The sequence below is a fragment of the Cupriavidus necator A5-1 genome (assembly GCF_000744095.1).
In the GTDB taxonomy this organism is placed as follows: Bacteria; Pseudomonadota; Gammaproteobacteria; order Burkholderiales; family Burkholderiaceae; genus Cupriavidus; species Cupriavidus necator_A.
In genome coordinates this window covers 177,214-201,005 of record NZ_JQLI01000004.1, presented here as the reverse complement: position 1 = coordinate 201,005, position 23,792 = coordinate 177,214, and the positions used below count along the sequence as shown (strand labels likewise).

The window sequence follows — 23,792 nt, the reverse complement described above, 5'->3', positions numbered from 1 at the left end:
CGAGTGCGGCACAGTCTTCAGCGTTGAAGCGTACGATTGGTCATGAACAGTGCACAAGCCCGCGCATCACCGACACGCTCCGCCAGAAAGCAGGACGCGCCCGCGTCTGGCGACAGACCAATGGCGGCATAGCCACAACGCATCTTGAGGCTACTCTCGGCGATCACCACATCTGCACTGAGTGCCATGCCTATGCCGCTGCCGAGTGCTCCCTGAACAGCACTGACAACCGGCTTGTCCGAGTTGCGCAGCTGTTCCACCCCGGCATTGAGCAAATCGATGACGTCACTTAATAGCGGGGCCAAGATTCTCGCCAAGAAATGCGAGGTCGCCGTCTACGCTAAAGGCCCTTCCCTCAGCGCGCAGCAGAATCGCACGACCCCCCGCATTATTGACCACCCGAGCGATCTCACGCGCCCACGCGGCCGCAAGTTCGTGATTGATGGCATTGAGTCAATCTGGTCGATTCAGTGTCACGATGCCCACACCTTCGTCTATAGAAGAAATGACTGGCGAACTTGCCTTGAAAGCCATGGAAATGTCCTGTTGCCGGGGCTTCAGCGCTACGCGCAAGGTGCCTCGCTCAAACGGTCCGCCCACTTTGTGAGCAACGCCTTGCCGACGCGCGAGTTGTTAGGTCGTCCAATCCCCTGCGAAATGGAATCGCCGGCGCGCACCACGTCATCGAGTTCGATACCGGTGTACAGGCCCATACCATGCAGCATGTAGAGCACGTCCTCGTGGCCACGTTGCCGGTCGCGCCCTTGGCATAGGGACAGCCGCCCAGATCTGCCACCGATGCGTGGAAGGTACCGATGCCAACTTCCAGGCTCGCGAGGATGTTCGACAGTGCCTGGCCATAGGTGTCGTGGAAATGGCTCGAAAGGCGTTCGACCGAAAACTCGGTGGCCGCGACGCGCATCACATCCTGCACCCTGACGGGCGTGCCGACACCGATCGTATCGGCGATGTCGATCTCATCGCATCCAAGTTCGCGCATGCGACGTACCACTTCGGCCACAGAAGAGACAGGCACCTCCCCCTGGTAGGGACAGCCGAGCGAGCACGAGATGCTGCCGCGCAGGCGCACACCGGCTTCCTTTACCGCGGCGGCAACGGATTCGAAGCGTGCGAGGGATTCCGCGATCGAGCAGTTGATGTTCTTCTGCGAGAATGCCTCGCTGGCCGCGCCGAAAATTACAACCTCATCTGCGCCAGATGAGATGGCGCCTTCGAGTCCCTTCATATTTGGCGTTAGCACCGAATACAGCGTCCCGTGGCGCCGGGCGATGCGTGCCCTCACCTCGGCCCCGTCGGCCATCTGCGGCACCCACTTCTGAGATACGAACGACGCGGCCTCCACGTCGGCGATGCCGGCGTTGGGCAGTCTGTTGACCAGCTCGACCTTGACGTCGGTGGCCACCAGCGTCTTCTCGTTCTGCAGTCCGTCACGCGGACCGACCTCGACAATCTTCACATATTGGGGCATGTCAATGTCCTGCTATTGCGCCAGGGTAAGTGACGCCGCTTCGTCAACAGAGAACGCCAAGAGCTGCGCGCCATCTGCCACCTGCTCGCCCACTCCGTACAGCACCTCGCTCACCACCCCGTCGGCCGGCGCGCTGATGGTGTGCTCCATCTTCATCGCCTCCATCACCAGCAGCGGCGTGCCGCGCGTGACGGTGCTGCCGGGCTCGACCATCACCGCGATGACCTTGCCGGGCATCGGCGCGGTCAGCTTGCCGCCCTCGCCTTCGCTCTCGCCGGCATGTATCAGCGGGTCTTGACCAATGCAGTACCGCGTGGCTGCCAGCGTGGAAGACGTCGAAAGTGTCGGCCTCGCAATGGACCTGCCCTTGCAGTCGACGCGTGCCGAGGTCGACGCGGATGTCGTCGGCCGACCACGTGTACGCAAACGGCGCGGCCTGGTCGGCAGAGTCGCGCGTCGCTTTCGAGCGTCACGTCGAGCGTGTCTTTGCCGCAGGTGAAACGCAGCGCCCGACGGGCGATGCCGTTCAGGCGTCACGCGCCGCGGTGGGTCCATGGCGAATGCTGGTCGGCACTGTCGACCTGGCGCGTGCGGTTCTCGCGCTCCAGCAGCGCCGCCACGGCCAGCGCGATGACGTCCATGCCGGTGGGCGCGGGCTTCGAGGACAGAGCCTCGTGGTTGCGCTCGATCAGGCCGGTGTCGAGGTCGGCAGTGCGGAACGCGTGCGACTTCACCAGCCGCTGCAGGAAGGCGACGTTGGTGGACAGGCCCACGACGTGGTACGCCGCCAGTGTCTGCGCCATGCGGGCGAGCGCCTCCTCGCGGTCCTTCCCCCAGACGATCGGCTTGGCGATCATCGGGTCATAGAACGGGCTGATGGTGTCGCCCTCGCGCACGCCGGCGTCGATGCGGATGCCGGCGGGGCCGTGCGCATCACCCCCCCCGCATGAACTGCACGGCCGGGGGCGTGCGCAGGAAGCGCAGCGTGCCCGTCGACGGCAGGAACTGGTTGTCGGGATTCTCGGCGTAGACGCGCCGCCTCGAGCGCATGGCCGTCGATGCGTAGTTCTTCCTGCGTCAGCGGCAGCGGATCGCCCGCGGCGACGCGGAGTTGCCACTCCACCAGGTCCTGGCCGGTGATCATCTCGGTGACGGGGTGCTCCACCTGCAGGCGGGTGTTCATCTCCATGAAGTAGAACGAGCCGTCCTGGTTGGCGATGAACTCGACCGTGCCCGCGCCCACATAGCCCACGGCCTTGGCAGCCGCCACGGCGGCCTCGCCCATCGCGCGGCGGCGCTCGGCCGTCATACCTGGGGCCGGCGCCTCTTCCAGCACCTTCTGGTGACGGCGCTGCACCGAGCAGTCGCGCTCGAACAGGTACATGCCACGGCGATCTGCGGGATGCCCTGCTTGGAGAGATTCGCCTGGTTGTAGAAGATGCGGCCGAAGTGGTCGCGGTCGGGGAAGACATCGTCCTGGTTCGGCAGGTTGGCGCCGCCTGAGTCGACCCGGTAGATGCAGGGCAGGTTGTTCTCCTGCGCGATCTCCTGCGCCCGCACGTGCTTCTTGACGGTCAACGGGTAGTAGGTGCCGCCCTTGACGGTGGCATCGTTGCAGACGATCAGCATTCCTGCCCGGCCACGCGGCCGATGCCGGTGATGATGCCGGCGCCGGGCGCAGCATCGTCATACATGTCGTAGGCGGCCAGTTGCGACAGTTCGAGGAACGGGGTACCGCGGTCGAGCAGCGCCTGCACGCGATCGCGCGGCAGCAGCTTGCCGCGCGAGATGTGCTTGTTGCGGGCGTCTTCGCCGCCGCCGTCGGCCAGCTTGCTGATCTTCGCCTTGAGGTCCGCCACCAGCGACTGCATCGCCTCGGCGTTGGCCTTGAAGGATTCGGAGCGGGCGTTGAGTTTGGTATCTAGAATCGGCATAGGATGCGGGTCAAGCCCGAGTCAAGCAGTCTTTCTTTCGCTCAGGTTGAGTTCCCGGATCATGCTGTCGCGCATGACGAACTTCTGCAACTTGCCAGTGACCGTCATGGGCATCTCACTAACAAACCGGATATATCGCGGAATCTTGTAGTGGGCGATCTGGCCCCGACAGAATTCGCGGATCTCCTCCTCGGTAGCGCCGTGCCCCTGCCTCAGGACAATCCAGGCGCAAATTTCCTCGCCATACTTGGGGTCAGGTACCCCGAATACCTGCACCGATTGCACCTTCGGGTGACGGAACAGGAATTCCTCGATCTCGCGAGGGTAGACATTCTCTCCGCCGCGGATCAACATGTCCTTTACCCGGCCAACGATATTGCAGTATCCCTCGGCATCAATCGTGGCCAGGTCTCCGGTATGCATCCAGCCGTCACGGACCGATTCGCGAGTGCGTAACTCGTCGTCCCAGTAGCCGAGCATGACCGAGTAGCCTCGTGTACACAGCTCCCCTGTGACGCCGACCGGAACGATCTGACCATCCGCGTCAACCACCTTGCACTCCAGGTGTGGCTGCACTCGACCGACGGTGGAGACTCGCCTGTCGAGCGGGTCATCCGTGGCGCTCTGGAAAGAGACGGGGCTCGTCTCGGTCATGCCGTAGGCTATGGTGACATCCGTCATATGCATGTCGGCCACCACACGCTTCATGACCTCGATCGGACAGGGGGCGCCGGCCATGATGCCGGTGCGCAGGCTTGAGAAGTCGTAGCTTGCGAAGTCCGGATGATCGAGCTGGGCGATAAACATGGTTGGCACCCCGTGAAGGGCGGTGCAACGCTCTTCATTGACAGCGGCCATTGTTGCCACCGGGTCAAACGCTTCGCCCGGGAAGACCATGCAGGCACCCGTGATAGTACACACCAGAGCGGACATGACCATACCAAAGCAGTGGTACAGGGGCACCGGGATGCATAACCGGTCGTCCTCCTGCAGATTCATGGCCATTCCGACGTAGCGCGCGTTGTTGATGACGTTCCGGTGCGTCAGGGTCGCACCCTTTGGTGCACCGGTCGTGCCGCTTGTGAATTGAATGTTGATGGGGTCGTGCGAGTCGAGTACGGCCGCGATCGCATCAAGCTCGCTGATTTCCACGCCCGCCCCGCGCGCGATCACGTCCCGATAGGTCAGCATGCCGGGCGTAGCCACGTCCTCCATGCGAATTATCCAGCGGAGTGCCGGTAGCTTCGCCGCTTGCAGCGCGCCTGGCTCACAGTGCTGCAGCTCCGGGGCAAGGGTCTGCAGCATCTCCACGTAACGCGTTGTCTTGAAAGACTCGGGTGCGATGATCGCCTTGCAACCCACCTTGTTAAGGGCATACTCCACCTCGGCCAGTTGATAGGCCGGATTGATATTGACCAATACCAGGCCAAGGCGAGCCGTAGCGAACTGCGTCACCGGCCACTCAAAACGATTGGGCGACCAGATACCGATGCGATCTCCCCGGCGCAGGCCAAGCATGTGAAGGCCCGCGGCCATCGCATTCACGGCGTCGGAGAACTCCTGCCAGGTCCAGCGAATGCCCTGCTCGCGGAAGACGACCGCAGGCCGTGGACCGTAATGCTTGACCGTCTCCGCGAGCAGAGCCGCTATGGTCTGCTCGCTAAGCGGCGAGGCGGTGTCACCCTTCACATAGGACAGCCCGTTGGCGGGCAGAGTCGCTCCAGTCTCATGCCGGGAAGTCCCAAGCTGCATCGTCATACTTGTCTCCAGAGTACTGCGGGGAGCGTTCGGCTCAGCCGCTAGGTATGGAACCTATGTTATACGATTGTAAAGTACAGCGCCAACAAATGGTCAGCAGTGGAACTACCTTGCTTCGCTCGGGGTTGCTGCGAGACGCCCCCGGGGATCCCTGATTAGTGCACTATGCGCTTCGTCGAGCGAGGGAAATTGCGTACAATTGACCGCGGTAGGTAAGTTCTCAATAAAACGGGGCAAGCGGCGGCACGTCGCTCAGGTCGAGCGAGCGATGCGCTGTTCGAGGAGGTGGGGAAGTCGGGGAATGTGATTGGTGTGTGTGATGCGGTCCGCCAGGTAGTCCCAGAACGAGATTCCCAGCTTTCGACAGGTCTTCTTCAAGCTCGAGAAGGTGTCACGGCATTGACGACCGAGTTCGCTGCGCGTGCCGCCACTGATCTTCTGCTTTTTCAAGTGGTCGCGAATGTCGCGTTCACTGCCGTTGGTATGCAGTGGGATCTCGGGGCGTTCGAGCACCAAGAGCAGTTCGGACTTGTTCTTGTGAAGGCGTCTGAGCAAACGGTCCAGCGTTGCGTAACGGGTCTTTCGAATGAAGACTGCGTCAAAGCGTTTTTGCAGTTCGGCTTTGCGCTGGATCGTCGGATTCTGCTTGTATTCCTTCAGATCCGCATAGAGCGACCAGATTTCGCTGCGCACACGGGCAATATCCTCTCGATGTAGGTCATTGAGCGGCAGCAGCTTGTGCACGAGACGCTCGGCGTGGACCCAGCATAAGCCGTGAATCAACACATTGAACTGTCCCGCATCATCGCTGATGATGGCCAGATCCTGGGCTACGCCACGTCGCCTCAGGCTGCCCACTAATGCCCCTTCGGTAGCGATGTTCCGGTGGCGGGTAACGTCCATGCCCAGGCTGTCCAGATGAGACAGCCACGCACTCTGGTTGGCGAAGCTCGCGCACTCATGCTGACGCAGCCCTTCCACGAACGCCTGTGGGAGCTCATGCTTTTTCATGTAGGAGAGGGCCTCGTCGTTGACCTGGTAGCCATGTCCCGCTGCGAGCAGTTCGAGGAAATTGATGCGACTCTTCGTGCTTGTGCCTTTGAACCAGGCGAAGTGCTCGTTACCGATGTGGGTGACGTAGCCGTTGCGCCCCTGATGCCGCGTGCCGGTGTCGTCGACCGTCACATACGCCGAGAGCGCCAGCCCCGTCGACAGCAGACCCTCCTTTTCCTCGTGGAAGCACTGCTTGTCCTCCTGCAGCAGCGCATTCATCTGCCCGGACGAGATCTCGATACCCCATTCCCGCAACTGCTCGCACAGCAGCGGCTGCGTCACGTGGCAGTGGTGATATTGGTACAGCACGTAACTGACCAGTGTCGCGCCAAAGTGGCTGCCGGCAACGGCCTTGGGCAGCTGCCCGGTCAGCGTTTGACCGTCCGGAGTCTGCCAGCGTGCGAGCCGGTAGCGCGTATTGTGGGTCCCGATCACGAGGTCCTGCACCACGAAATCCCGGTAGCCCTTGAACCGCGAGCCAGACGGGATAGACTCGGCCGGCTGGATGACTTGCTCGCAATCGATCTTCAGCTGCCCCGTCTTGCTCCTGGCGGGCGAACCGCGTCGACTGGCTGGTTTGCCCTGCTGCTGCCGATTGGACTCGCTGGTTTTGCCGGCCTCCTCATGCATGCGGCTTGGCTTGAACGTCGGGCGCTTCTTCTCTCCCTTGAGCACCGCGACCTCGTCTTTCATGTGCCCCGCGTTCTCCACCAGACGATGGATGAGCGCCACGAGATCTTCACCCCAGGCCAGCACCTTCAGCACCGCCGGCGTACGTTCGGCCTCGGCAATGTACGGCGCAACAAGCTTCTTCTTCACGGCCGCAGTCAGGCTACGCGCGCTTTGCAGCTCTTCTCAGCTCGGCGAGTTCCTGTTCCAGTTGCTCCTTCTCCTGCTGCAAGCCATTGGCCATGTCGACCAATCCCTCAACCCATGCCAACACCTCAAGTTCTTTTGGCGTCAATCCTTCTCGCGCGATGTCCGGCAGCGTGATTTTTTGGCAAGTGGTCATGACCTGGGCAGCGTGGATGGCGACGGCGAAAGTTAACATCTCCACCCAGCGTTTACAAGTGGAACTCGTTGCGGCTTACGGCAAGGTCGCGCCGATATTTCCACCCCGACATTCCAGTCACCGGCCACGCCTCACCACCTGGCCTTGCCCCGGCTTATTGAGAACTTACCGCGGTAGCGCATAAACATTTGTCCTTCCAGGGAAGTAGAATCGATGAGCCCCACCATCGCGAAGCAGACTACGCCCGCTCGATTGCGCAAAAAGCCGGCTTCAGCCACCCCGGCCAATTCAACCCGGAAGCCGCGTTTATCTGGCAGCAGTCACATAGAGCTCATTACTCTGCAGTGGCAGCATGCGCGGAGCGACCTCGATCTCTCGAACTTCCTGCTCGCGATCTATTTCATGCGGCTCGGTACGCTCGTCGAACGAGCCTTTGACCGGCTGTGTCAGCGCGAGTGGGACATCAGCGGGTCCGACATGCGCGTGTTGCTTGCATTGCGCCGGGGTGGCCCTCCGTATGCAAAGCGCCCGACGGATCTGTATCGCGCGCTGATCGTAACTTCGGGGGCGATCACGAAGAAGATCGACCGGCTTGCCAGTCACGGCATGGTGGAACGCACGATCGATCCCGGCCATGCCGGCGGATTTATCGTGCATCTTACGAAGAAGGGAATCGAGACCGTCGAGCAGGCGGTGGAAAAGCTCGCCAACGAGTCGTCCGTCGCACCGGCCATGTCACAGTTCCCGGAGCAGGAGCGTGCCGCCGGTCAGGCGTTCTGCCTCCGGACGCTCGCCTTGATGGAAGAACTGGTGCTTCCGCACCTCGAGGATGATGCCGACGCCGAGCCAGCGCCCGCTCGATCCAGGACGACGGCCCGGCAACGGAAATGACTGGCACCATGCCTTAACGGGTTGGCGCCTTTCCTTCGAAGGCATCCTGCAACAACGCGCGGATGGCCTGCCGTTCCAGTGGCCGGGGATTCCAGTAGGCGTTGGTGCAGGCGATGTCGGCGGCATGGTCGAGTTGGCTTTCGTCCATTCCCAGCGCTTTCAATGCCACCGGCGCGCCGCTTTCCCGCGCGAGCGCGTACAAGCCTTTGGCAGCGCTGTCGTGTTTCAGTGCCCTCGCAATGCGCTGCATAGCGGCGGGCGCGGCGTCAGCGTTGTACACCAAAGCGTGCGGCAACACCACTGTGTGCGTCTCGGCATGGGGAAGGTTGAAACTCCCGCCAAGGGTATGGCACAGCTTGTGATGCAGCGCCATCCCGACGCTGCCGAGCACGGCACCACAGAGCCAGGCGCCGTAGAGCGCATCGGCGCGTGCCGCCCGGTCGTCCGCCTGCGCGACGATCCGGGGCAGGCTGCGCGCAAGCGCCGCGATGCCCTCCTCGGCCATGAGGCTGGTCAGGGGGTTGGCGTCGCGCGCGTATAGACCCTCGGCCGCGTGCGCCATGGCGTTGATACCGCTTGTCACGGACAACGCGATCGGCAGCGTCAGCGTGACATCGGGATCATAGACGACGATCCTGGGCAGTACGCGCGAGTCGGTTCCCGTCCGCTTCATGCCGGCATCCGTGATCCCATAGATGGGCGTCATCTCGCTTCCGGCATAGATGGTCGGCATCGCGATGATCGGCAATCCTGATTCCAGCGCGATGGCCTTGGCGAGACCGATGGCGGAGCCGCCACCGATCGCGATCAGGCAATCCGCTTCCAGCGATACGGCAACGGCCCTCGCTTCCGCGACGATGCTCGCCGGCACGTGCATGGTGGCGCGATCGAAGACGCCGGCGGCGGCCGCGCCCAATTCCGTCGCCACCGATTCGACGAGCTTGGCCTGGTCACGGCCGGAAAGGATCAAGGCGCGGCGCACGTTCAGCTCGCGCATCTCGCGCCCGACGTGGACGAGCGCTCCGCTTCCAAACACGACGCGGGAGCCGCGGCCGTTATAGACGAATTCAGAAATCGACACTGTCTCGATGCAGCCGGGTTATTGGCCCTGCCCCACTGGATTGAGAATGAAATCGTAATCAAGCGTATGGAACGCCGAGGGCATTGCGGTGCCATCCGGCGCAATACCGGGAGGATGCTCGACCCAGTCCACGACCAGGGACGAGCGCACGCCGAACACGGCATCCGAGTCGAGGTACTGGTCTTCATTGCGGAACAGGTGCGTGATCAATGGCTCGTACCCCGGCGCCTTGATCCAAAAATGCAGGTGCGCGGGCCGCCACGGGTGCCTGCCGAGCGCAGCGAGCATGCGTCCTACCGGACCGTCATGCGGAATCGGGTAAGCCTCCGGCAGGATGGACCGGAAATGAAAGCGTCCGTCAGGCAGGGCGCGCAGGCGGCCCCGTGCCTGATATCCCGGGACCGGTTCCTGTGAATCGGCGTACTGCACGTCGTAGAAGCCGTCTTCGTCCGATTGCCAGACTTCGATTTCCGCATCCGTCACGGGTTCGCCGTGCAGGCCGCGCACCCGCCCCGAGACAAAGCACGGCCGTCCCTTAGCGCCATTGGACAGGTCCTCGCCATTCTCGTACCTGGGTGATCCGTTGACGAAAAATGGCCCCAGCACCGTTGCTTCCGTACATGCCGCCGGCTTGCGGTTGTTCTGCGTCGTCACGAGCATCGAGAGCCCGAGAACGTCGGACAGCAGCACGAACTCCTGCCGCCGATCGTCGGTGATATGGCCGACGTCGGTCAGGAAGCCGATCGCCTGGTGCCATTCCTCTTCAGTCAGCCTGACATCCCTTGCAAAGGCGTGCAAATGCCGGACCAGGCTGTTCATCACGGCCAGCAACCTCTCGTCCCCGCAGTTCGCCATCGCGGCCAGTACCGCCGGCGTAATGGTGTCTTCGTCGATGTTTCGCATCGTTTCTGCCTTCAGTTCCCGCGAACGATGAGCCCATACCTCGGCTCATCGTTGCATGACGTCGGAATGTCTTCTGTTACTGCCGGGAAAGCACACCCGACATGACCTGCAGCAGTTCCGCGGCCGGGTCCGCCGGCAGGGCAAAGCTGCGCCACGCGACGTGATGGTCCGGCCGCGTCAGCACGCACCCCGTGTCGCCGACCTCGCGGGCGCGCGCCCAGTCGCCGGTGTGGTCCGCATACTGCTGGCGCGGGCCGATGATGCGTACATCGATCTGCAGGCCGAGCTTCTTGCCGACCTTTTCGGCGGCTTCGCGCCAGGCTTCGCCGCCCACCCCGGTCAGGACGGTGAAACGGCCATGTCCCGTCAGGTCCAGCGTGGAATGTTGCCGCCCCCGTGCATCGAAGACCAACGCATGCGGAAGTCGCGCGCCCGGATATGTGGTCGCCTGGTAATACAGTTCCGGATCGCGCTCGAAGGCCGGCTCGGCGCTCCCATCGGTTGCCACGGCGCTGGACTTGTAGCGCTGGTTCATCTCTACCCCATGTGCATCCAGCTCATAGCGCTTGAACGCCAGCGCTTCGCGTATGGCCTCGCGCTGCGTCTCCGCGGCTTTGGTCGCCTGGCTGCGGGCGTGCATATTGGCCTCCATGACTTCGGCATCCGTCGTTTCCGCAATGCCGAGCGCCTCGTAGAGCGGCGCAAACTCCGCGATCGACTGGTTGGCGCGCGTCACCACTTGCTTCGCGATCGGCGCGCGCTCCGTCGAGTACGTCTGCAGCAGGTCCTCGCCAGCCTGACCCTTGATGACTGCCGCAAGCTTCCAGGCTAGGTTGAAGGCATCCTGGATCGACGTATTGGATCCGAGTCCGCCGGAGGGCGGGTGCCGGTGGGTCGCATCGCCCATGCAAAACACGCGTCCATCCTGCATGCGCGTGGCGTACATATTGTTCACGGTCCAGGTATTCGCGCCGAGCAGTTCGATCTCGAGGTCCGGCTTTCCGACCAACTGGCGCGCAATCGCAGTCGCCCTTGCGTGGTCGACCACGGGCGTCGGCTCATTGATGTCGTAGCCCCAGACAATCAGCCACTCATGCCACGGCCGGACCATGCGGATCAGGCCCATCCCGATTCCACCCACTTCGGCTCCTGGCTGCATGATCGGGTATAGCACGGCGGGGCGATGCGCGACCAGTTCGGAGAGATCCGCCCGGAACCAAATGTTCATGGAACCTCGCACGCCCATCTGCCCTTCGAACGGCAGACCCGCGTTCTTTGCGACCCGTGAGTTTCCGCCGTCCGCGCCGACCAGGTATTTGGAGCGGACGGTGAATTCTTCCCCGGTCAGCTTGTCGCGGCATTGCGTGACCACACCATCGTCGGTCTGCGTATGAGACAGGTACTCCGTGCTCATCCGGGCCTGCGTCCCACGGACGCACGCCGTCTTGAACAGTAGCGGCTCCATAAAGGTCTGCGGAAGATCATTCATCTTCGCGGGACTCGACAACCTGCGCTCGGCCCTCGAGCGCGGATGGGAACCCCAGCTCGGTACGCGTCCGATCTCCTCTCCGACGAGACTCTCGCAGAAGACGGTCCCGCCCATCAGGTCCTCGTTTGTCGCGTGGAGGTATGCCTCCTCCTCGACTTCCTTTCCCAGATCGCGCAACACCTCCATCGTGCGCAGATTCGTGATATGCGCGCGCGGCGTGTTGGCCAGCCAGCGATAGTTGTTGACGACCATGTTGTCGATCCCATAGGTGGAAAGCAGCGCGGCACACGCCGAACCGGCGGGACCCGTTCCAACGATCAGCACATCTGTCTTGATTTCCGGCATAACTCATCTCCTACCATCCAAGTGCCGTCACGCGTTTATCGGCGGACAGCGAAATACCTGATTCAGCGGCCATCGGAGATCGGTTCTCCGTGGCCTGAAAAGAAAAAAGGCAGCACATATAAAGGAGCCCGGTTCGTTATGTGCTGCGCCGTACAAAAGCTGCGGTGTTACATGGTGATCCGAAACCTTGATGGCTCGCATTCACTTGCCGTAGAACACCATGTCCGGCGGCACCTTGTCGGCATCGAATGCCTTGGCGGTGCTGGCGAACCCGCGGTTCGCGTCCTCGGTCTCGTACAGACCCATCGTCACGTCCAGCATGACCACATCGGCGGCGGCGACACCGCCGCTTGACCACGCCTTCAGCAGCGTCCGGGTCGCGGCGTAGGAAAGCGTCGGCCCATCGGCGAGCCGCGCGACCAGTTCGCTCGCCACGCGATCGAGCGAATCGGGCTCCGCCACGTGGGTCGCAATCCCGAGTTCTCCGGCCACGTTCCCCGGGATGGGTTCGCCGAGCATGGCGAAGCGGGATGCGCGACTACGTCCCACGCGCTCGGCGAGCCTTTGCAGCGCGCCCGCAATCGGCAACATGGCCGTGGTCACCTCGACGCACTGGAAGCGCGCGTCGCTCGCCGCCACGATGAAGTCGCAGCTCAGCGCCAACTCGAATCCTCCACCGAATGCGGCGCCTTGCACCACCGCCACCGTGGGCACGCGCAGCCCCTCGATCGTGCGATAGGAACGGTTCACGTGTCCGACGAACGTGCGGAACCAGTTCAGGTCTTTGCCCGGCCATTCACGCACCTCACCGCCCAGGCTGAAGTTCGGCCCTTCGGCGCGGACGACCAGCACGCGGATATCGGACTGGCTGGCTTCCCGGACCGCCTCCTCCAGACAGTCGGCGAAGCGTGTATCGAGACGGTTGTAGGGCGGGTTCGCCAGTACGATATTGCCGACCGGCCCCTTGCGTTCAAATCGAATGCTTTTCATCATTTGGTCCTTTAGTTTTCGCGTATTTCCGCCGAATGCAAACTCAGGTGGCCTGCGCCGTCAGCGGAATCAACGGCAGGAGCAAGTGGGATGGGTGGTCCGCGTCCCGGTAGACCTTGTGGGTGACGGTGTTGCTGCTGCAGACGTGATAGGGGATGTACTCGACATCCGTCATGGCGCCGGTTCCGGTCGGCACGTCAAGGCTGCAGATCTCGATGCAGATGCGATGTCCTGCCTTGAACTGGTTGGCCGTCGCCAGCACCTGGATCTCGTATTTGACGATCTCGCCCGGCGTCACCGGCTTGATGGCGTTCTTCGTCAGCTTGTGAAACGGTTCCCCCGGCGTGGACCGGTCGGGGTCGGTTTCCCGATATGACGCCTTCAGCCAGCCACGGGTCAGCTCCCGCTCCGGCAGCGTGTCGGGCACGTTGCGTTCGCCGACGCGAGCGGTGACAACCGATACATCCGGCCCCACGTCTTTCAGCACCACGATCCAGTTCGTGTCAGTCTGGTCGATTTGCGCATGGAGCGTGAGGGAAATTGGGCCGGCAACGAGGACGTCGTGCGGCAGCGGGTCCGTCATGTATCGCAGTCGCTCGACCTTCGTGCTCATCTTGAGCGGCATTTGCGTGAACACATCGGGCTCGCGCTGTGCATTGCCGACTTCGGCCTTTGGCCGGGGCGCGTCGGTGGTGAGCTTTTCCCAGCTCGACAGGTAGTATTTGGTCCATTGCGTCTCAGGCAGCGGCCAGTCACTACCGTTGCGCCATTCGTTGGCGCCCATGACCCAATACCGGACCGGCGGTTCGTCCATGATGCCGGTGTCGATGCCCTTCAACCAATGGTCGTACCAGCGAATCACCTCGTCGTGGTACTGGTGGAACGGCCGCTCCAGATGGGCAGGCCCGGTGAAGACCAGCTTGCGTGGCTGGTCGACATTCCTGAAGTAGTGCTGCGCGCCGAGCCAATGCAGCTTGTATGTATACGCGTAAGCGCCCGATCCTGTGTAGAAGGGAATCCTGATCGACCGGAAGATTTCCTCGGCGCGCTCGAGCGTTCCTTCGGCCTCCCAGGGGTTCGTCATGATGTGGTACATCACCCAGGTACGCTGGCCCTTCTGAGTCAGGATGTTGTACAGGTTGATGTACATCTTGTAGTCGGGATTCGCCATGGCCGCACGCCAGAGCGCTTCCTGTTCCTCCGGCAGCGTGCCCGGCAAGCTGCGCGATTCATGAACGGTACTGAAGACGTCCAGCAGGTACGGGAACGTATGGATCACTCCACCGGGATTGAAATCGCGAAACCCAAACATGCCGCCGTAGGCGCTGCAGGCGTCGTAGGGAAAGATGGCCTTCAGGGCAGGATGCCCCTGCGCGGCGGCACGCCATTGTTCTCCGGCAAAGCCTGAGATACCCACCATCCCGACATTCCCGTCCGACCATGGCTGCTTCGTGATCCATTCGATCATGTCGTAATGGTCGGTGTTCTCCTCGCCATAGTGTCCTTCCGACTTGCCTGATCCGCGCGGCTGGGCGATGACGTGCACATAGCCGTTGGCGATGAATCGGCGCGTGTCGCCGGCCTCAATCGGCCCGAACCAGAGCGGTGCGTGGGCCGGCTGGGGGGGCAGCACGTCGGCGATGTCGGGCCCCTGGATGTCCTTGTTGTGCAGCGCCGAGGCGTACAGCACCGGATACCTGCCCTCGCCATCCGGCCGATAGATATCGACCGCCAGACGAGTGCCGTCACGCATCGTTACTGTGACGTCGCGCTCCTCAACCATGTCTCGCTCCATATTCGTTTGCATGTTTGCCTTCCACTGTCAGCGAACCCGGTGCCTTGGATTCAATGTCGCGCCGATGTCTGTGTCGCTGTTGAAAACACTATATTTCACGCTCGTAAAGTTTTCAAGGTAAACCTTGGCGCCATATTCGAGCCGTTGCCCCGTGGCGATGCCGCCTTCGGTTCCCGAGTCTTCAGGAATATGTCGAATGTGGGGAGGAGCCGCGACGCCTGCGAGAGATACGCTGGCCACCCGTTGCGAGCATCGCAACAGGTAGTCAACGGGGCGCGGCAAAGGGAAATGGGGCTGGCTGAATCCAGCCCCATGAAGGGGAACCCTGGTGGGCTTCAGAACTTGTGCCTGATACCCAGCGCGACGCCGAGCATGTTGGTCTTCGTCGGTGCCAGCGGATAGCCGTTGGAGAATCCGATCGACGCTGTGTCCAGCGCGAGGCCGGCGTTCTTTGCGTACGCCGTGGTCAGGTACACGTCCGTCCGCTTCGAAAAATTGTAGTCGGCGATGAACATGAGCTGCCACGGATTGCCGGGCGGCCGCAGCGCTGGCAACGTCGAGGAGTGAAAGTCCTGGTAGAAGTAGTCAAGCGTCAGCCCAAGCGCGGGGGTGACCTGGTAGGCAACGCCGGCCCAGTATATGTCGTCACGCACCAGCGTCTGCTGCGGCCCACTTGAGCGTCCCCAGCGATAGCCGGCCTCGATCTTTGCCGGCCCGATAGTGTAGCCCAGGGCCGCGGCGGCCTTCCTGACTGTGCCCGTCCCGAGGAAGGCGGCGCCATTGGCGACGCCGGGATTGACCTGGTCATAGGCGATCGTGGCGCTGAGCGCCTGACCAAAGTAGGAAACCTGGGCGCCGTATCCGGAATCGCGACGGAACTGGCCGGGGGCTTCGCCGGCGCCGCCGATGGTGGCACCGCCGACTGTTCCAAAGTTCGCGCCCGTCCCGAAGGACCAATGGGCGCCCACCGTGATGGCGCCGAACGTGCCGGTGTACTTGACCGTGTTGTCTTCGCGGAATGCCGGGCCGACCACCGCAATCACCGGCTCGTACGTGTTCGCGTAATAGGCAGGCGAGAAGTTGGCGAGTGCCTCGTCAAGCGATGTATATTGCCGGCCAAACGTGATCTGGCCGTATGTGGCGCTCTTCAGGCCGACGAAAGCCTGGCGGCCGAACAGGCGCCCGCCTTGCTGCAAGGTACCGGTGTCCACCCCGATACCGCTTTCCAGTACGAACAAGCCGCTCAGCCCGCTGCCGAGATCCTCGGTGCCCCGGAAGCCCCAGCGCGACCCTGACAGGCCTCCCCCATTCAATGCGAATCGGCTATCCGACCCGCCGCTCGCGTTCTTAATGTTCGTGGCAAATTCCACGTTCGAATCCACCACGCCATACAGCGTCACGGCCGTCTGGGCCTGGGCAGCGCCAACCATGCCCAGCATGGCGAGCGGCAATAGTGACTTTCTCATTTTTTTCGTCCCCCCCTGTTCTTGTGCCGGAACCACTCGCCGTGAAGGCGAGCGACGGCAAGGGCTCTCCCTGCCGCCTTGCGGCACGCTCTGTCGCACGGTCCCTCCTCCAGCCGTTGTTATCGGCCCTGGCGGGCCGCGCACGGCTAACAGCTAACGTCGCAGCAGCCTGGCGGCGTTCTGTCCGTACACCCGCGTCATGTCGATGCCCGGGACGTCAAGGGCATCCAGTACCGATCCAAAATTCCGAATTGCGAATGTCGGCGCGAACGGGAAATCTGTGCCGAAGAGGATGCGGTCGGGGTCCGCAACCTGCGCAAGCGAAGCCAGCGCCGGGGTGCCGGCCGAAAGCGCAGTATCGAAGTAGAAGGACCGGATCGCCGCGTGCGTGTCGCCTACGCGCTCGGCCACTTCGTGCATCATGGAAATGGACAGCGCGAGCCGCGGCACGAGAAAGGGCAACGTGCCGCCCGCGTGCGACAGAATGAACCGGACATTCCTGTAACGGCTCATCGCGCCCGACATTACCAGGCTTGTGGCGGTGCGGGTCGTTTCGAAGGGGTACTCGAGCACGGAAGCCGGAGCGACGGACGGGACGTCATGCGGCGGCTGGTTCGGGTGGACGAACACCACTGTGCCGCGCCGGTCGAGCTCTTCAAGCAACGGGACGAAATGCTCGTCGCCCAGGTACTTTCCGTCGTAGTTGGTGAAGAGAATGAAGCCATCGACCTTCAACTGGTCCAGGCAATAGCTGACCTCCTTCAAGGCCGCGTCGACATCCGGGAGCGGCAAGCTGGCGAAGGAACCGAATCGTCCCTTGTACCGGCTGCGGAGTTCCGCTGCGTGGTCGTTGCACTTCCTCAGCAACGTGGTGGCGTCCGGAATGGCCGGCCCCGAGGAGATGGATAGGATGCCTTCGTCGATGCCATTTTCGTCCATCATGGCGATTGCAGCCTCGGCGGACCAGCTTGGGGCGACGCCACCCGGCATCGCTGCGCGCAATACATCAAGCCCCACGGCGTCGACGTACAGTTTCGGCAGAAAATGCTGATGCGTGTCTATCTTCTTCGTTGACATGACGATTTCCTTGGAGTATCGCGGGATGGAATCAGGGTTTCACTCGGCCGCAATTGGCGACTTCGAGCGGATACTTTTGATCGGTTCGACAGCCGTACCGTGCCTTCCCGCCAAAACCCGCGCCATGGCGACCATGCTTGCGCAAGCCAGCATCAGCGGCACCGACAGGACGACACACACGGCGAAATAGGGGAGGTTCGACACGACGATCCAGCCAATCAATGCCGAGCCGATGATCGAGCCCAGCCTGCCGATGGAGACGGTCCAGCCCCCTCCCGCTGCGCGAAACGCGGTGGGATAGAAGATCCCCGGTATGGTGTTGACGCAGATCAGCGGACCGCCGATGGCGAGTCCCGCCAGGAACACCACACTCGCATACCACGGCGCAGTCTCCGACATCCCCAGGGCGACGATGAGCAACGACCCTGCCCCAAACGCGGCCGATATCACGGCGGCGACGTTCAAGCGGCGAACCAGGATGGCAAAGAGGATGGCTCCGCCAAGCGCGCCGAACTGGAACATCGAGGACAATTGCGAGGCCTCATGCATCGAAAGTCCGGTCAGCTTAAGATGCGTCGGCAACCAACTGCCGATCAGAAAGAAGACGAGATATCCGGCGAATTCGGCGAACCATGTCAGCAGGGTGCCAAATCGATAGTCCTTTCCCAGCAATGCGCGGATGCCGGACTGCTTTCCAGCAGGCATCGAAAGAAAGAACTGGGTGGCGGGCAAATCAGCCGTGGGAAAGAGCCTTGCAATAACCCGCTTCACCGCGGCATCGGCCTTGTTGCTTGCCACCAGGTAAAGCGGGGACTCCGGCACCTGCCATGCCAGCAGGATGACCACACCGAGTGGCAATGCGCCGCTCAACAGAAGCATGCCTCTCCAGCCCAGGGGCCCGATGGCGACCGACGTTACGAAGCCGGCCGCAGCGGCGCCGAACAGGAATCCGCAATACATCGAGGCCAGCATGGTGGCGCGCGAGCGTTCCGGCGTGAATTCCGCAACGAGAGCGGACGTGGCGGGCATCGCGGCCCCGATGCCCAGGCCGGTCACGAAGCGCCAGGCGATGAGCTGGGAAATCGATTGCGACTCGCAGGACGCGATGGCGGCAATGCCGAACCATGCGATCGCCACCACGCTCACCGCTTTGCGCCCCACGCGGTCGGCCAGCGTACCGCCGACGATCGAGCCGATCAGCAAGCCGAACAGTCCCAGCGCGACTAGCGGCGAGACCGCGGCGCTCGATAGCTTCCAACTCTGGGTGATGGCCGGCGCGATGAAGCCGATCACAATCGTGTCGAAGCCCTCGATCGCGGTGGCTGCGAAACAGACGAAAAAGACTGCCCATTGCTGCTTCCCCATCGGCATTCGATTGAGGAATTCCCGCATATCGACGCGAACGTCTTCTGTTCTTCCCATTGTCTCTCCTTGCGACTGGATTCACGAAACCTGCGAATAGAGTAGTATTAATTTTTCCGATCGTAAAGCTTTGTGACGATAGGACTATCCCTACGGGCGTTGTGTGCACTTGGGAATGACATGCGGCCCGATGGGAGCCTTGCCTGTAAGCGCTTAACGAAGCGCAGCGTTAGCAGCTTGGGAGCGGAACGCGGAGAATCGCCGCCGCATCCAGGCGGCGGCTGGGGAACGCACGCCCTCCCCCGCCGCCTTATATAATACGGCCGTAAAGTGACCGGCCAGGGGTGGCCAGACTGCCAACGACTGGCGACCCCACGGGTTAACGTTTCGCGGGAGGACCGATGAGTACGGATTCCAGACAGACCCAGAACAGACGGGGCCGGCGGCCGTCTGAGCTCCAGCGCGCGGAACAGCAGCGCGCCCAGGAAACCCGGACTGCGATCCTGAATGCGGCGCTTGCCGAATTCGCTTCGAAGGGATTCGAGGCGGCAAGCATCCGCCGCATTGCCGACAGGATCGGATTGCAGCATCCGTTGATCACTTATCACTACCGGACCAAGGACATCCTGTGGGAAGCGGTTGCTCAACATGTGTTCGATCGGATCCGCCACGAGTGGGAGGGATATCTGACCGTCGAACCGCCGTCCAATGCGGTGGAGGGGATCAGGCTGCTGTACCGTGCTCTGTTCAAGTTCACAGTCGATTTCCCGGAATTCCACCGGTTTATGCTTCAGGAGATACTCGAGTACAGTCCGCGCCTTCAATGGCTGGCGGATACCATACTCGGGCCGATGATCGACAGGCTCCTGCCGCTGATCCGGCAAGCCCAGGACGAGGGGGCCTTGCCTCGCGTCGAACCGGCCATCCTGCACTATCTGATGATCAGCCTGACGTCGACACTGTCGACCTTCGGCGCGGAAATGATGGCGACGAGCAAACTCTCCGCATCCGATACCGCGGTCGTCGGCGCCTACTGGAACACGGTCGAGGATTTGATCTTTGGAGCAAGGCCCGGCACGCTGCGCGTGGTTCCGCCAGTACCGGCCGCGACGGATCCGGCACCTGCCCGCCAGCCGTCCCAGCAAGCCGGCAAGCCGCCCAGGCGTGCAGTGCGAGGCTGACTGCGGACCCCATGGCCCTGCGCTTCGATGGGCACCGCCCGAAGCGCGGGTCTTCCTCACCTGCTCCGCAGCTCCCCCTGGCTTGCCCCGATGGCCGAACGCGTCTCTAATGGTTTAGGACGTGCGACATACGGCGAGGGGGCGACATGCTCTGCGCAAACTGTGGTTTCAAGAATCCCGCGCATGCCAATTTCTGCCAGGAGTGCGGGTCCAGGCTCGCGCGACGGTGCGCAGCCTGCGGCGAAGAGGTCGGCCCGACCGCGAAGTATTGCCAAGCCGTGGCGTTCCACTAGCCGATCACGTGTCCGGGGCATCCGGTGACTCCATCGCCAAGCCGCGGGCTCCTGTCCATTACACGCCGCCCCATCTGGCGGAGCGCATCCTGGCGGAATGGACCGCCATGGAAGCCCGGGGCGGGACCTTCGGCGAACGCAAGACGATCACCGCCCTCTTCGCCGATATGGCCGGTTCGACGGCCTTGATCCAGGATCTGGATCCCGAGGAAGCATGGCGCCTGATCGACCCCGTGGTGACGCTGATGATGGACGCAGTGCACCACTACGAGGGCTACGTCGCGAAGTTCCTGGGCGACGGCATTCTGGCTTTGTTCGGCGCCCCGAAATATTTAACCCGGCATCTCGGATGACGAGATTCGCGCGTTTCTCGACAAATACGGTCTTCCGCCCTCCGACGCCGTTGAGCAGGTACCTGGTGATGGCACGCGGCCGTCCGTTGTGCTGGAATTCAATCAACTTGATCCGGAGACGCTGCACAAGTACGCGGGGCGTATCCATCATATGTTCTGGAAGAGCCGCGAACTGACCGCTCAGGTGCTGACCGACCGCTTTGCCTGACCGCAGGTCGCCGCGATCCGGTATCGAACCGGATCCCGGTGTGCGGCCTCGGCATTCATGAACCTGACTTCTGCTGCGGGGGCTCTTGCCGAAAAGGGCCTTGAATTTCCGGCTGAACTGCGACGCGCCGCAGGAACCGAGCCACGTTGCCGGAAGTCCGGCCGGAAATGCTCGGGCTGCGCCCCGGAAGCCAGCCACACGGCGCTTTCTCGACTATGTTAAGAGGAGCTTCAGGTTCACTTGGCGACCGGCATGCGGCCGGCATGCCGTACGCTACTGGGATGACCGCAGGGAGGTAGTCCGATGGCTGCGTCTGTGTCGATGGAACGTGCCCCGGCCGGACAACCGCACTGGCGTCTCGAGGACAGCACTGCCGTTCTCGAAGGGCTGTGGACGTTCCCCGCGCTGCACGGCCAGATCGACGCCACCGAAAAGGCCCTTCACGCCCTGTCCGCATCGCGCTGGGACATCAGCGGGGTGGAGCGCTTCGATACGGTCGGCCTGCGCCTGCTAGTCCATAGCTGGGACCGCGTCCTGCCGGAGCACCTTGCCTGCAGCGACGCGCAGCGCGCGCTGCTGGAACAGATCATCACGGTCGGCGATGCGCCGCCTTTGCCGAGGCGGCATATCCTCGTCGATACGCTGACGGCAATCGGCGAAGCTCTGCTCAGTCCATTCGGCCATGTCGGGGATTTTCTCCGCCTGCTGGGCGGTTATGTGCTTGCCACGCTCGTCATCGTGCTCAGGCCCCGCCTGATGCCATGGCGCGAACTGTCGGTGGAAAGCTATCGGGCAGGTGTCACTGCGCTGGGTATCACCGCACTGGTCGGCTACCTGATCGGCATGGTGCTGAGCTACCTGTCTGCACAGCAGTTGCTGCAATACGGCGCAAACATCTTCATCGTCGACTTTCTCGGTATCGCGGTCCTGCGCGAGCTTGGCCCCTTGTTGTGCGCCATCCTGATCGCAGGCAGGTCGGGTTCGGCGCTGACCGCGCGGATCGGCGCCATGAAGCTGAGCCAGGAGCTGGACGCCATGAGCGTGCACGGGATCTCCCATACGCTGCGCCTCTACTGGCCGATGATTTCCTCTCTGGCCCTTGCCGTGCCGCTGCTGACCCTCTGGACCACGCTGTTCGCGCTGGCTGGCGGTGCGGTGGCCGCCAGGGCGCAACTGGATATCCCGTTCTCGCTGTTTATCGACCGCTTCCGTGACGTCGTGCCGGTACGGCAGCTCTATATCGGACTGGCCAAAGGCGTCATGTTCGGCTTCGCCATCGGCATGGTCGGTTGCTACTTTGGCGAACGCGTGAAGCCGGACAGCACCAGTGTCGGCACCTCGACCACGGCCTCCGTGGTAGCGTCGATCACCCTGGTGATCGTGCTGGACGCGATCGTCGCGATCGCGCTGTCGCTGACGGGCAAGTAGCCATGCCTGCGCCCGCACAACCGCTCCTTCCCGTGCGCATGACGGGAATCTGGACGACGTTCGGCAGCAAGGTCATCCACAGAGACCTCAGCCTGGAGGTGAAGCCAGGCGAGGTGGTAGCCCTCGTGGGCGGCTCCGGCAGCGGCAAGACCACGTTGCTGCGCCACATGATGGGACTGACCGAGCCGGCCCGGGGCACTGTGGAAGTCTTCGGCGAGCATATCCGTTCAGCCTATTTCCTGCGGCAGCGCTGGCTGCGCGAACGCTGGGGCGTACTGTTCCAGTTCGGCGCCCTGTACAGCGCCCTGTCGGTACTTGAGAACATCATGGTGCCGCTGCATGAACGCGGCAATATGTCCCGCGCCGAGATGATGGACATCGCCTATCTCAAGCTCGCCCAGTCAGGGCTGAAGCCGTCCGACGCGCAGAAACTGCCATCGGAGCTGTCCGGCGGCATGATCAAGCGCGCCGCACTGGCGCGCGCGATTGTCCTGGACCCGGAGCTCCTGTTCCTGGACGAACCCACTTCCGGCCTCGATCCGGTCGCGGCCGGCGAATTCGTCGAACTGATGCTGTCGCTGCGCCACCTGCTTGGCCTGGCAGCCATCGTCGTGACCCATGAGATCTTCAGGCTTGAACCGATGATCGATCGCGTGGCGGTGCTGGCCGACCAGCACGTCGTGGCCAGCGGCACCGTGGACGAGGTCCGCAAGGTCGATCATCCCTTTATCCACCAGTACTTCATGACCGACGCGCCCTGACCGGCGCGAGGCCACTCCACGGGAGGCATTATGGAAAGCAAGACCTATGCGCTCTTCACCGGCATCTTCTTTGTCGTGCTGGTGGCGGCAGGCGCCGCACTTGCCGTCTGGATGGCGCGCAGCCGCGACGTCTATTCCCAGGACCTGACGCTGATTTCCGAAGAATCCGTGAGCGGCCTCAACCGCGAGGCGCCCGTGCTTTACCGCGGCATTCCCGTCGGCAAGGTGGCCGATCTGCGGATCAACTCCAAGAACCAGAAGCAGGTGCTGATCACGGCGCGCCTGTCTCAGCCGCTGCGCCTGAGCACTGCTACCACCGCGAGGCTGGTCAGCCAGGGCATCACGGGCCTGTCGGACATCGAATTGCTGGACAGCGGGCGCGGCGTCCCGCTTGACCAGGACAAGGCTGCCATCCCGGTGGAGCCCTCGTCGCTGCAGCGCGTTGGCGCGTCCCTGCCCGAAGCCGTGGACGACCTGCGGCGGCTCACGCAGGCGCTGATCGAGATCGTCAATCCGGCGATGCGCGAAGACCTGCAGAACACCATGCACAATGTCCGCATCGCGTCGACTGAACTGCCGGACTTGCTCAAGTCTGCCCGCACAAGCCTGGGCGGGGTCGACCGCCTGACGAGCGACCTGCGCGGCCTTACCGCAGACCTGAAGACTGAAGTCGCCGGCTTGCAGCGCGAAGCCACTGGCACGCTGTCCGGCTTCAAGGGCATGGCAAGTAGTTTTGACCGTTCTGCTGCGCGCGTGGACCGTAATATCCTTCCCCAGTTGGAGCAGACACTGCAAGGCGTCGATGAAATGACCAGCTCCCTCAATGAGGTCGCCGTCCAGCAGCGGGACGATCCGCAACGGATCATCTTCGGCAAGCATCCGTCCAGGCCCGGCCCGGGCGAAGTCGGATTCGGAGGCTGATC

At 62.7% G+C, this 23,792-nt stretch carries 17 protein-coding genes and 4 pseudogenes; 6 read left to right on the top strand and 15 right to left on the bottom strand.

Annotated features, from left to right (window positions below; genetic code table 11):
- Positions 1-17 precede the first annotated feature (17 nt).
- The 7 genes and pseudogenes from K307_RS46425 to K307_RS22825 all read right to left on the bottom strand — a co-directional run bounded on the left by K307_RS46425 (position 18) and on the right by K307_RS22825 (position 7,285).
- Complete coding sequence (locus K307_RS46425) at positions 18-305, bottom strand: enoyl-CoA hydratase/isomerase family protein (protein WP_051975122.1); 288 nt, start codon at positions 303-305, stop codon at positions 18-20.
- 258 nt (positions 306-563) lie between these two features.
- Positions 564-1,495 (bottom strand): annotated as a pseudogene (locus K307_RS22850) (hydroxymethylglutaryl-CoA lyase).
- Between the two features lie 6 nt (positions 1,496-1,501).
- Positions 1,502-2,873 (bottom strand): annotated as a pseudogene (locus tag K307_RS22845) (biotin/lipoyl-containing protein); the annotation flags it as partial.
- Positions 2,855-3,423 (bottom strand): annotated as a pseudogene (locus K307_RS22840) (carboxyl transferase domain-containing protein); the annotation flags it as partial. The pseudogenes K307_RS22845 and K307_RS22840, both read right to left, overlap by 19 nt.
- A 21-nt stretch (positions 3,424-3,444) precedes the next feature.
- Positions 3,445-5,181: an AMP-binding protein gene (locus K307_RS22835; RefSeq protein WP_051975121.1), complete on the bottom strand. Its 1,737-nt coding sequence runs from the start codon at positions 5,179-5,181 to the stop codon at positions 3,445-3,447.
- A 252-nt stretch (positions 5,182-5,433) separates the two neighbouring features.
- Complete coding sequence (locus K307_RS22830) at positions 5,434-7,053, bottom strand: IS66 family transposase (RefSeq protein ID WP_042883011.1); 1,620 nt, start codon at positions 7,051-7,053, stop codon at positions 5,434-5,436.
- A gap of 13 nt (positions 7,054-7,066) precedes the next feature.
- Entirely contained in the window at positions 7,067-7,285 is a 219-nt protein-coding gene (locus tag K307_RS22825) for a hypothetical protein (RefSeq protein ID WP_042876292.1), read from the bottom strand.
- A gap of 174 nt (positions 7,286-7,459) precedes the next feature.
- On the opposite strand from K307_RS22825, the gene K307_RS22820 reads away from it, so the two are divergent.
- Positions 7,460-8,137, top strand: coding sequence for a MarR family winged helix-turn-helix transcriptional regulator (locus tag K307_RS22820; RefSeq protein WP_080745174.1), 678 nt, complete (start codon positions 7,460-7,462; stop codon positions 8,135-8,137).
- Positions 8,138-8,150: 13 nt separating this feature from the next.
- Here the strand turns inward: K307_RS22820 and K307_RS22815 are convergent, their stop codons facing one another.
- From K307_RS22815 to K307_RS22780, 8 genes are all read right to left on the bottom strand, one after another.
- The gene (locus tag K307_RS22815; protein ID WP_051975120.1) at positions 8,151-9,218 is read right to left on the bottom strand and encodes a maleylacetate reductase; all 1,068 of its coding nucleotides are present in this window, start codon (positions 9,216-9,218) and stop codon (positions 8,151-8,153) included.
- Positions 9,219-9,236: 18 nt separating this feature from the next.
- Positions 9,237-10,121, bottom strand: a complete 885-nt coding sequence (locus K307_RS22810; protein WP_042883009.1) for an intradiol ring-cleavage dioxygenase — start codon at positions 10,119-10,121, stop codon at positions 9,237-9,239.
- Positions 10,122-10,197: 76 nt separating this feature from the next.
- A complete protein-coding gene (locus tag K307_RS22805; protein ID WP_042883008.1) occupies positions 10,198-11,955 on the bottom strand; it encodes an FAD-dependent oxidoreductase in 1,758 nt (585 codons plus the stop codon).
- A 201-nt stretch (positions 11,956-12,156) separates the two neighbouring features.
- Positions 12,157-12,948: an enoyl-CoA hydratase/isomerase family protein gene (locus K307_RS22800; protein ID WP_230626015.1), complete on the bottom strand. Its 792-nt coding sequence runs from the start codon at positions 12,946-12,948 to the stop codon at positions 12,157-12,159.
- Positions 12,949-12,988: 40 nt separating this feature from the next.
- A complete protein-coding gene (locus K307_RS22795) occupies positions 12,989-14,752 on the bottom strand; it encodes a CocE/NonD family hydrolase (RefSeq protein WP_080745173.1) in 1,764 nt (587 codons plus the stop codon).
- A 323-nt stretch (positions 14,753-15,075) separates the two neighbouring features.
- Positions 15,076-16,206: a porin gene (locus K307_RS22790; RefSeq protein WP_042883005.1), complete on the bottom strand. Its 1,131-nt coding sequence runs from the start codon at positions 16,204-16,206 to the stop codon at positions 15,076-15,078.
- Between the two features lie 153 nt (positions 16,207-16,359).
- Positions 16,360-17,283, bottom strand: coding sequence for an amidohydrolase family protein (locus tag K307_RS22785; protein ID WP_051975119.1), 924 nt, complete (start codon positions 17,281-17,283; stop codon positions 16,360-16,362).
- A gap of 39 nt (positions 17,284-17,322) precedes the next feature.
- Positions 17,323-18,705: an MFS transporter gene (locus K307_RS22780; RefSeq protein ID WP_080745172.1), complete on the bottom strand. Its 1,383-nt coding sequence runs from the start codon at positions 18,703-18,705 to the stop codon at positions 17,323-17,325.
- 341 nt (positions 18,706-19,046) lie between these two features.
- Here K307_RS22780 and K307_RS22775 point away from each other — a divergent pair, with 341 nt between their 5' ends.
- From K307_RS22775 to K307_RS22750, 5 genes and pseudogenes are all read left to right on the top strand, one after another.
- On the top strand, positions 19,047-19,826 hold the full coding sequence (locus tag K307_RS22775) for a TetR/AcrR family transcriptional regulator (protein ID WP_051975118.1): 780 nt from the start codon (positions 19,047-19,049) through the stop codon (positions 19,824-19,826).
- A gap of 146 nt (positions 19,827-19,972) precedes the next feature.
- Positions 19,973-20,445: pseudogene (locus K307_RS22770) on the top strand (double zinc ribbon domain-containing protein); the annotation flags it as partial.
- A gap of 538 nt (positions 20,446-20,983) precedes the next feature.
- The gene (locus K307_RS22760; protein WP_080745171.1) at positions 20,984-22,108 is read left to right on the top strand and encodes an ABC transporter permease; all 1,125 of its coding nucleotides are present in this window, start codon (positions 20,984-20,986) and stop codon (positions 22,106-22,108) included.
- A 2-nt stretch (positions 22,109-22,110) separates the two neighbouring features.
- Entirely contained in the window at positions 22,111-22,869 is a 759-nt protein-coding gene (locus tag K307_RS22755) for an ABC transporter ATP-binding protein (protein WP_042882999.1), read from the top strand.
- Between the two features lie 30 nt (positions 22,870-22,899).
- Positions 22,900-23,790, top strand: a complete 891-nt coding sequence (locus K307_RS22750) for an MlaD family protein (protein ID WP_042882998.1) — start codon at positions 22,900-22,902, stop codon at positions 23,788-23,790.
- Positions 23,791-23,792 lie beyond the last annotated feature (2 nt).

What these genes read in the sequence shown, in the direction of transcription:
- K307_RS22835 (WP_051975121.1), bottom strand. Translation starts at nt 5,181, where the DNA reads ATGACGATGCAGCTTGGGACTTCCCGGCATGAGACTGGAGCGACTCTG.
- K307_RS22795 (WP_080745173.1), bottom strand. Translation starts at nt 14,752, where the DNA reads ATGCAAACGAATATGGAGCGAGACATGGTTGAGGAGCGCGACGTCACA.
- K307_RS22780 (WP_080745172.1), bottom strand. Translation starts at nt 18,705, where the DNA reads ATGGGAAGAACAGAAGACGTTCGCGTCGATATGCGGGAATTCCTCAAT.
- K307_RS22790 (WP_042883005.1), bottom strand. Translation starts at nt 16,206, where the DNA reads ATGAGAAAGTCACTATTGCCGCTCGCCATGCTGGGCATGGTTGGCGCT.
- K307_RS22800 (WP_230626015.1), bottom strand. Translation starts at nt 12,948, where the DNA reads ATGATGAAAAGCATTCGATTTGAACGCAAGGGGCCGGTCGGCAATATC.
- K307_RS22775 (WP_051975118.1), top strand. Translation starts at nt 19,047, where the DNA reads ATGAGTACGGATTCCAGACAGACCCAGAACAGACGGGGCCGGCGGCCG.
- K307_RS22825 (WP_042876292.1), bottom strand. Translation starts at nt 7,285, where the DNA reads ATGTTAACTTTCGCCGTCGCCATCCACGCTGCCCAGGTCATGACCACT.
- K307_RS22785 (WP_051975119.1), bottom strand. Translation starts at nt 17,283, where the DNA reads ATGTCAACGAAGAAGATAGACACGCATCAGCATTTTCTGCCGAAACTG.
- K307_RS22820 (WP_080745174.1), top strand. Translation starts at nt 7,460, where the DNA reads ATGAGCCCCACCATCGCGAAGCAGACTACGCCCGCTCGATTGCGCAAA.
- K307_RS22805 (WP_042883008.1), bottom strand. Translation starts at nt 11,955, where the DNA reads ATGCCGGAAATCAAGACAGATGTGCTGATCGTTGGAACGGGTCCCGCC.
- K307_RS22750 (WP_042882998.1), top strand. Translation starts at nt 22,900, where the DNA reads ATGGAAAGCAAGACCTATGCGCTCTTCACCGGCATCTTCTTTGTCGTG.
- K307_RS22760 (WP_080745171.1), top strand. Translation starts at nt 20,984, where the DNA reads ATGGCTGCGTCTGTGTCGATGGAACGTGCCCCGGCCGGACAACCGCAC.
- K307_RS22755 (WP_042882999.1), top strand. Translation starts at nt 22,111, where the DNA reads ATGCCTGCGCCCGCACAACCGCTCCTTCCCGTGCGCATGACGGGAATC.
- K307_RS22810 (WP_042883009.1), bottom strand. Translation starts at nt 10,121, where the DNA reads ATGCGAAACATCGACGAAGACACCATTACGCCGGCGGTACTGGCCGCG.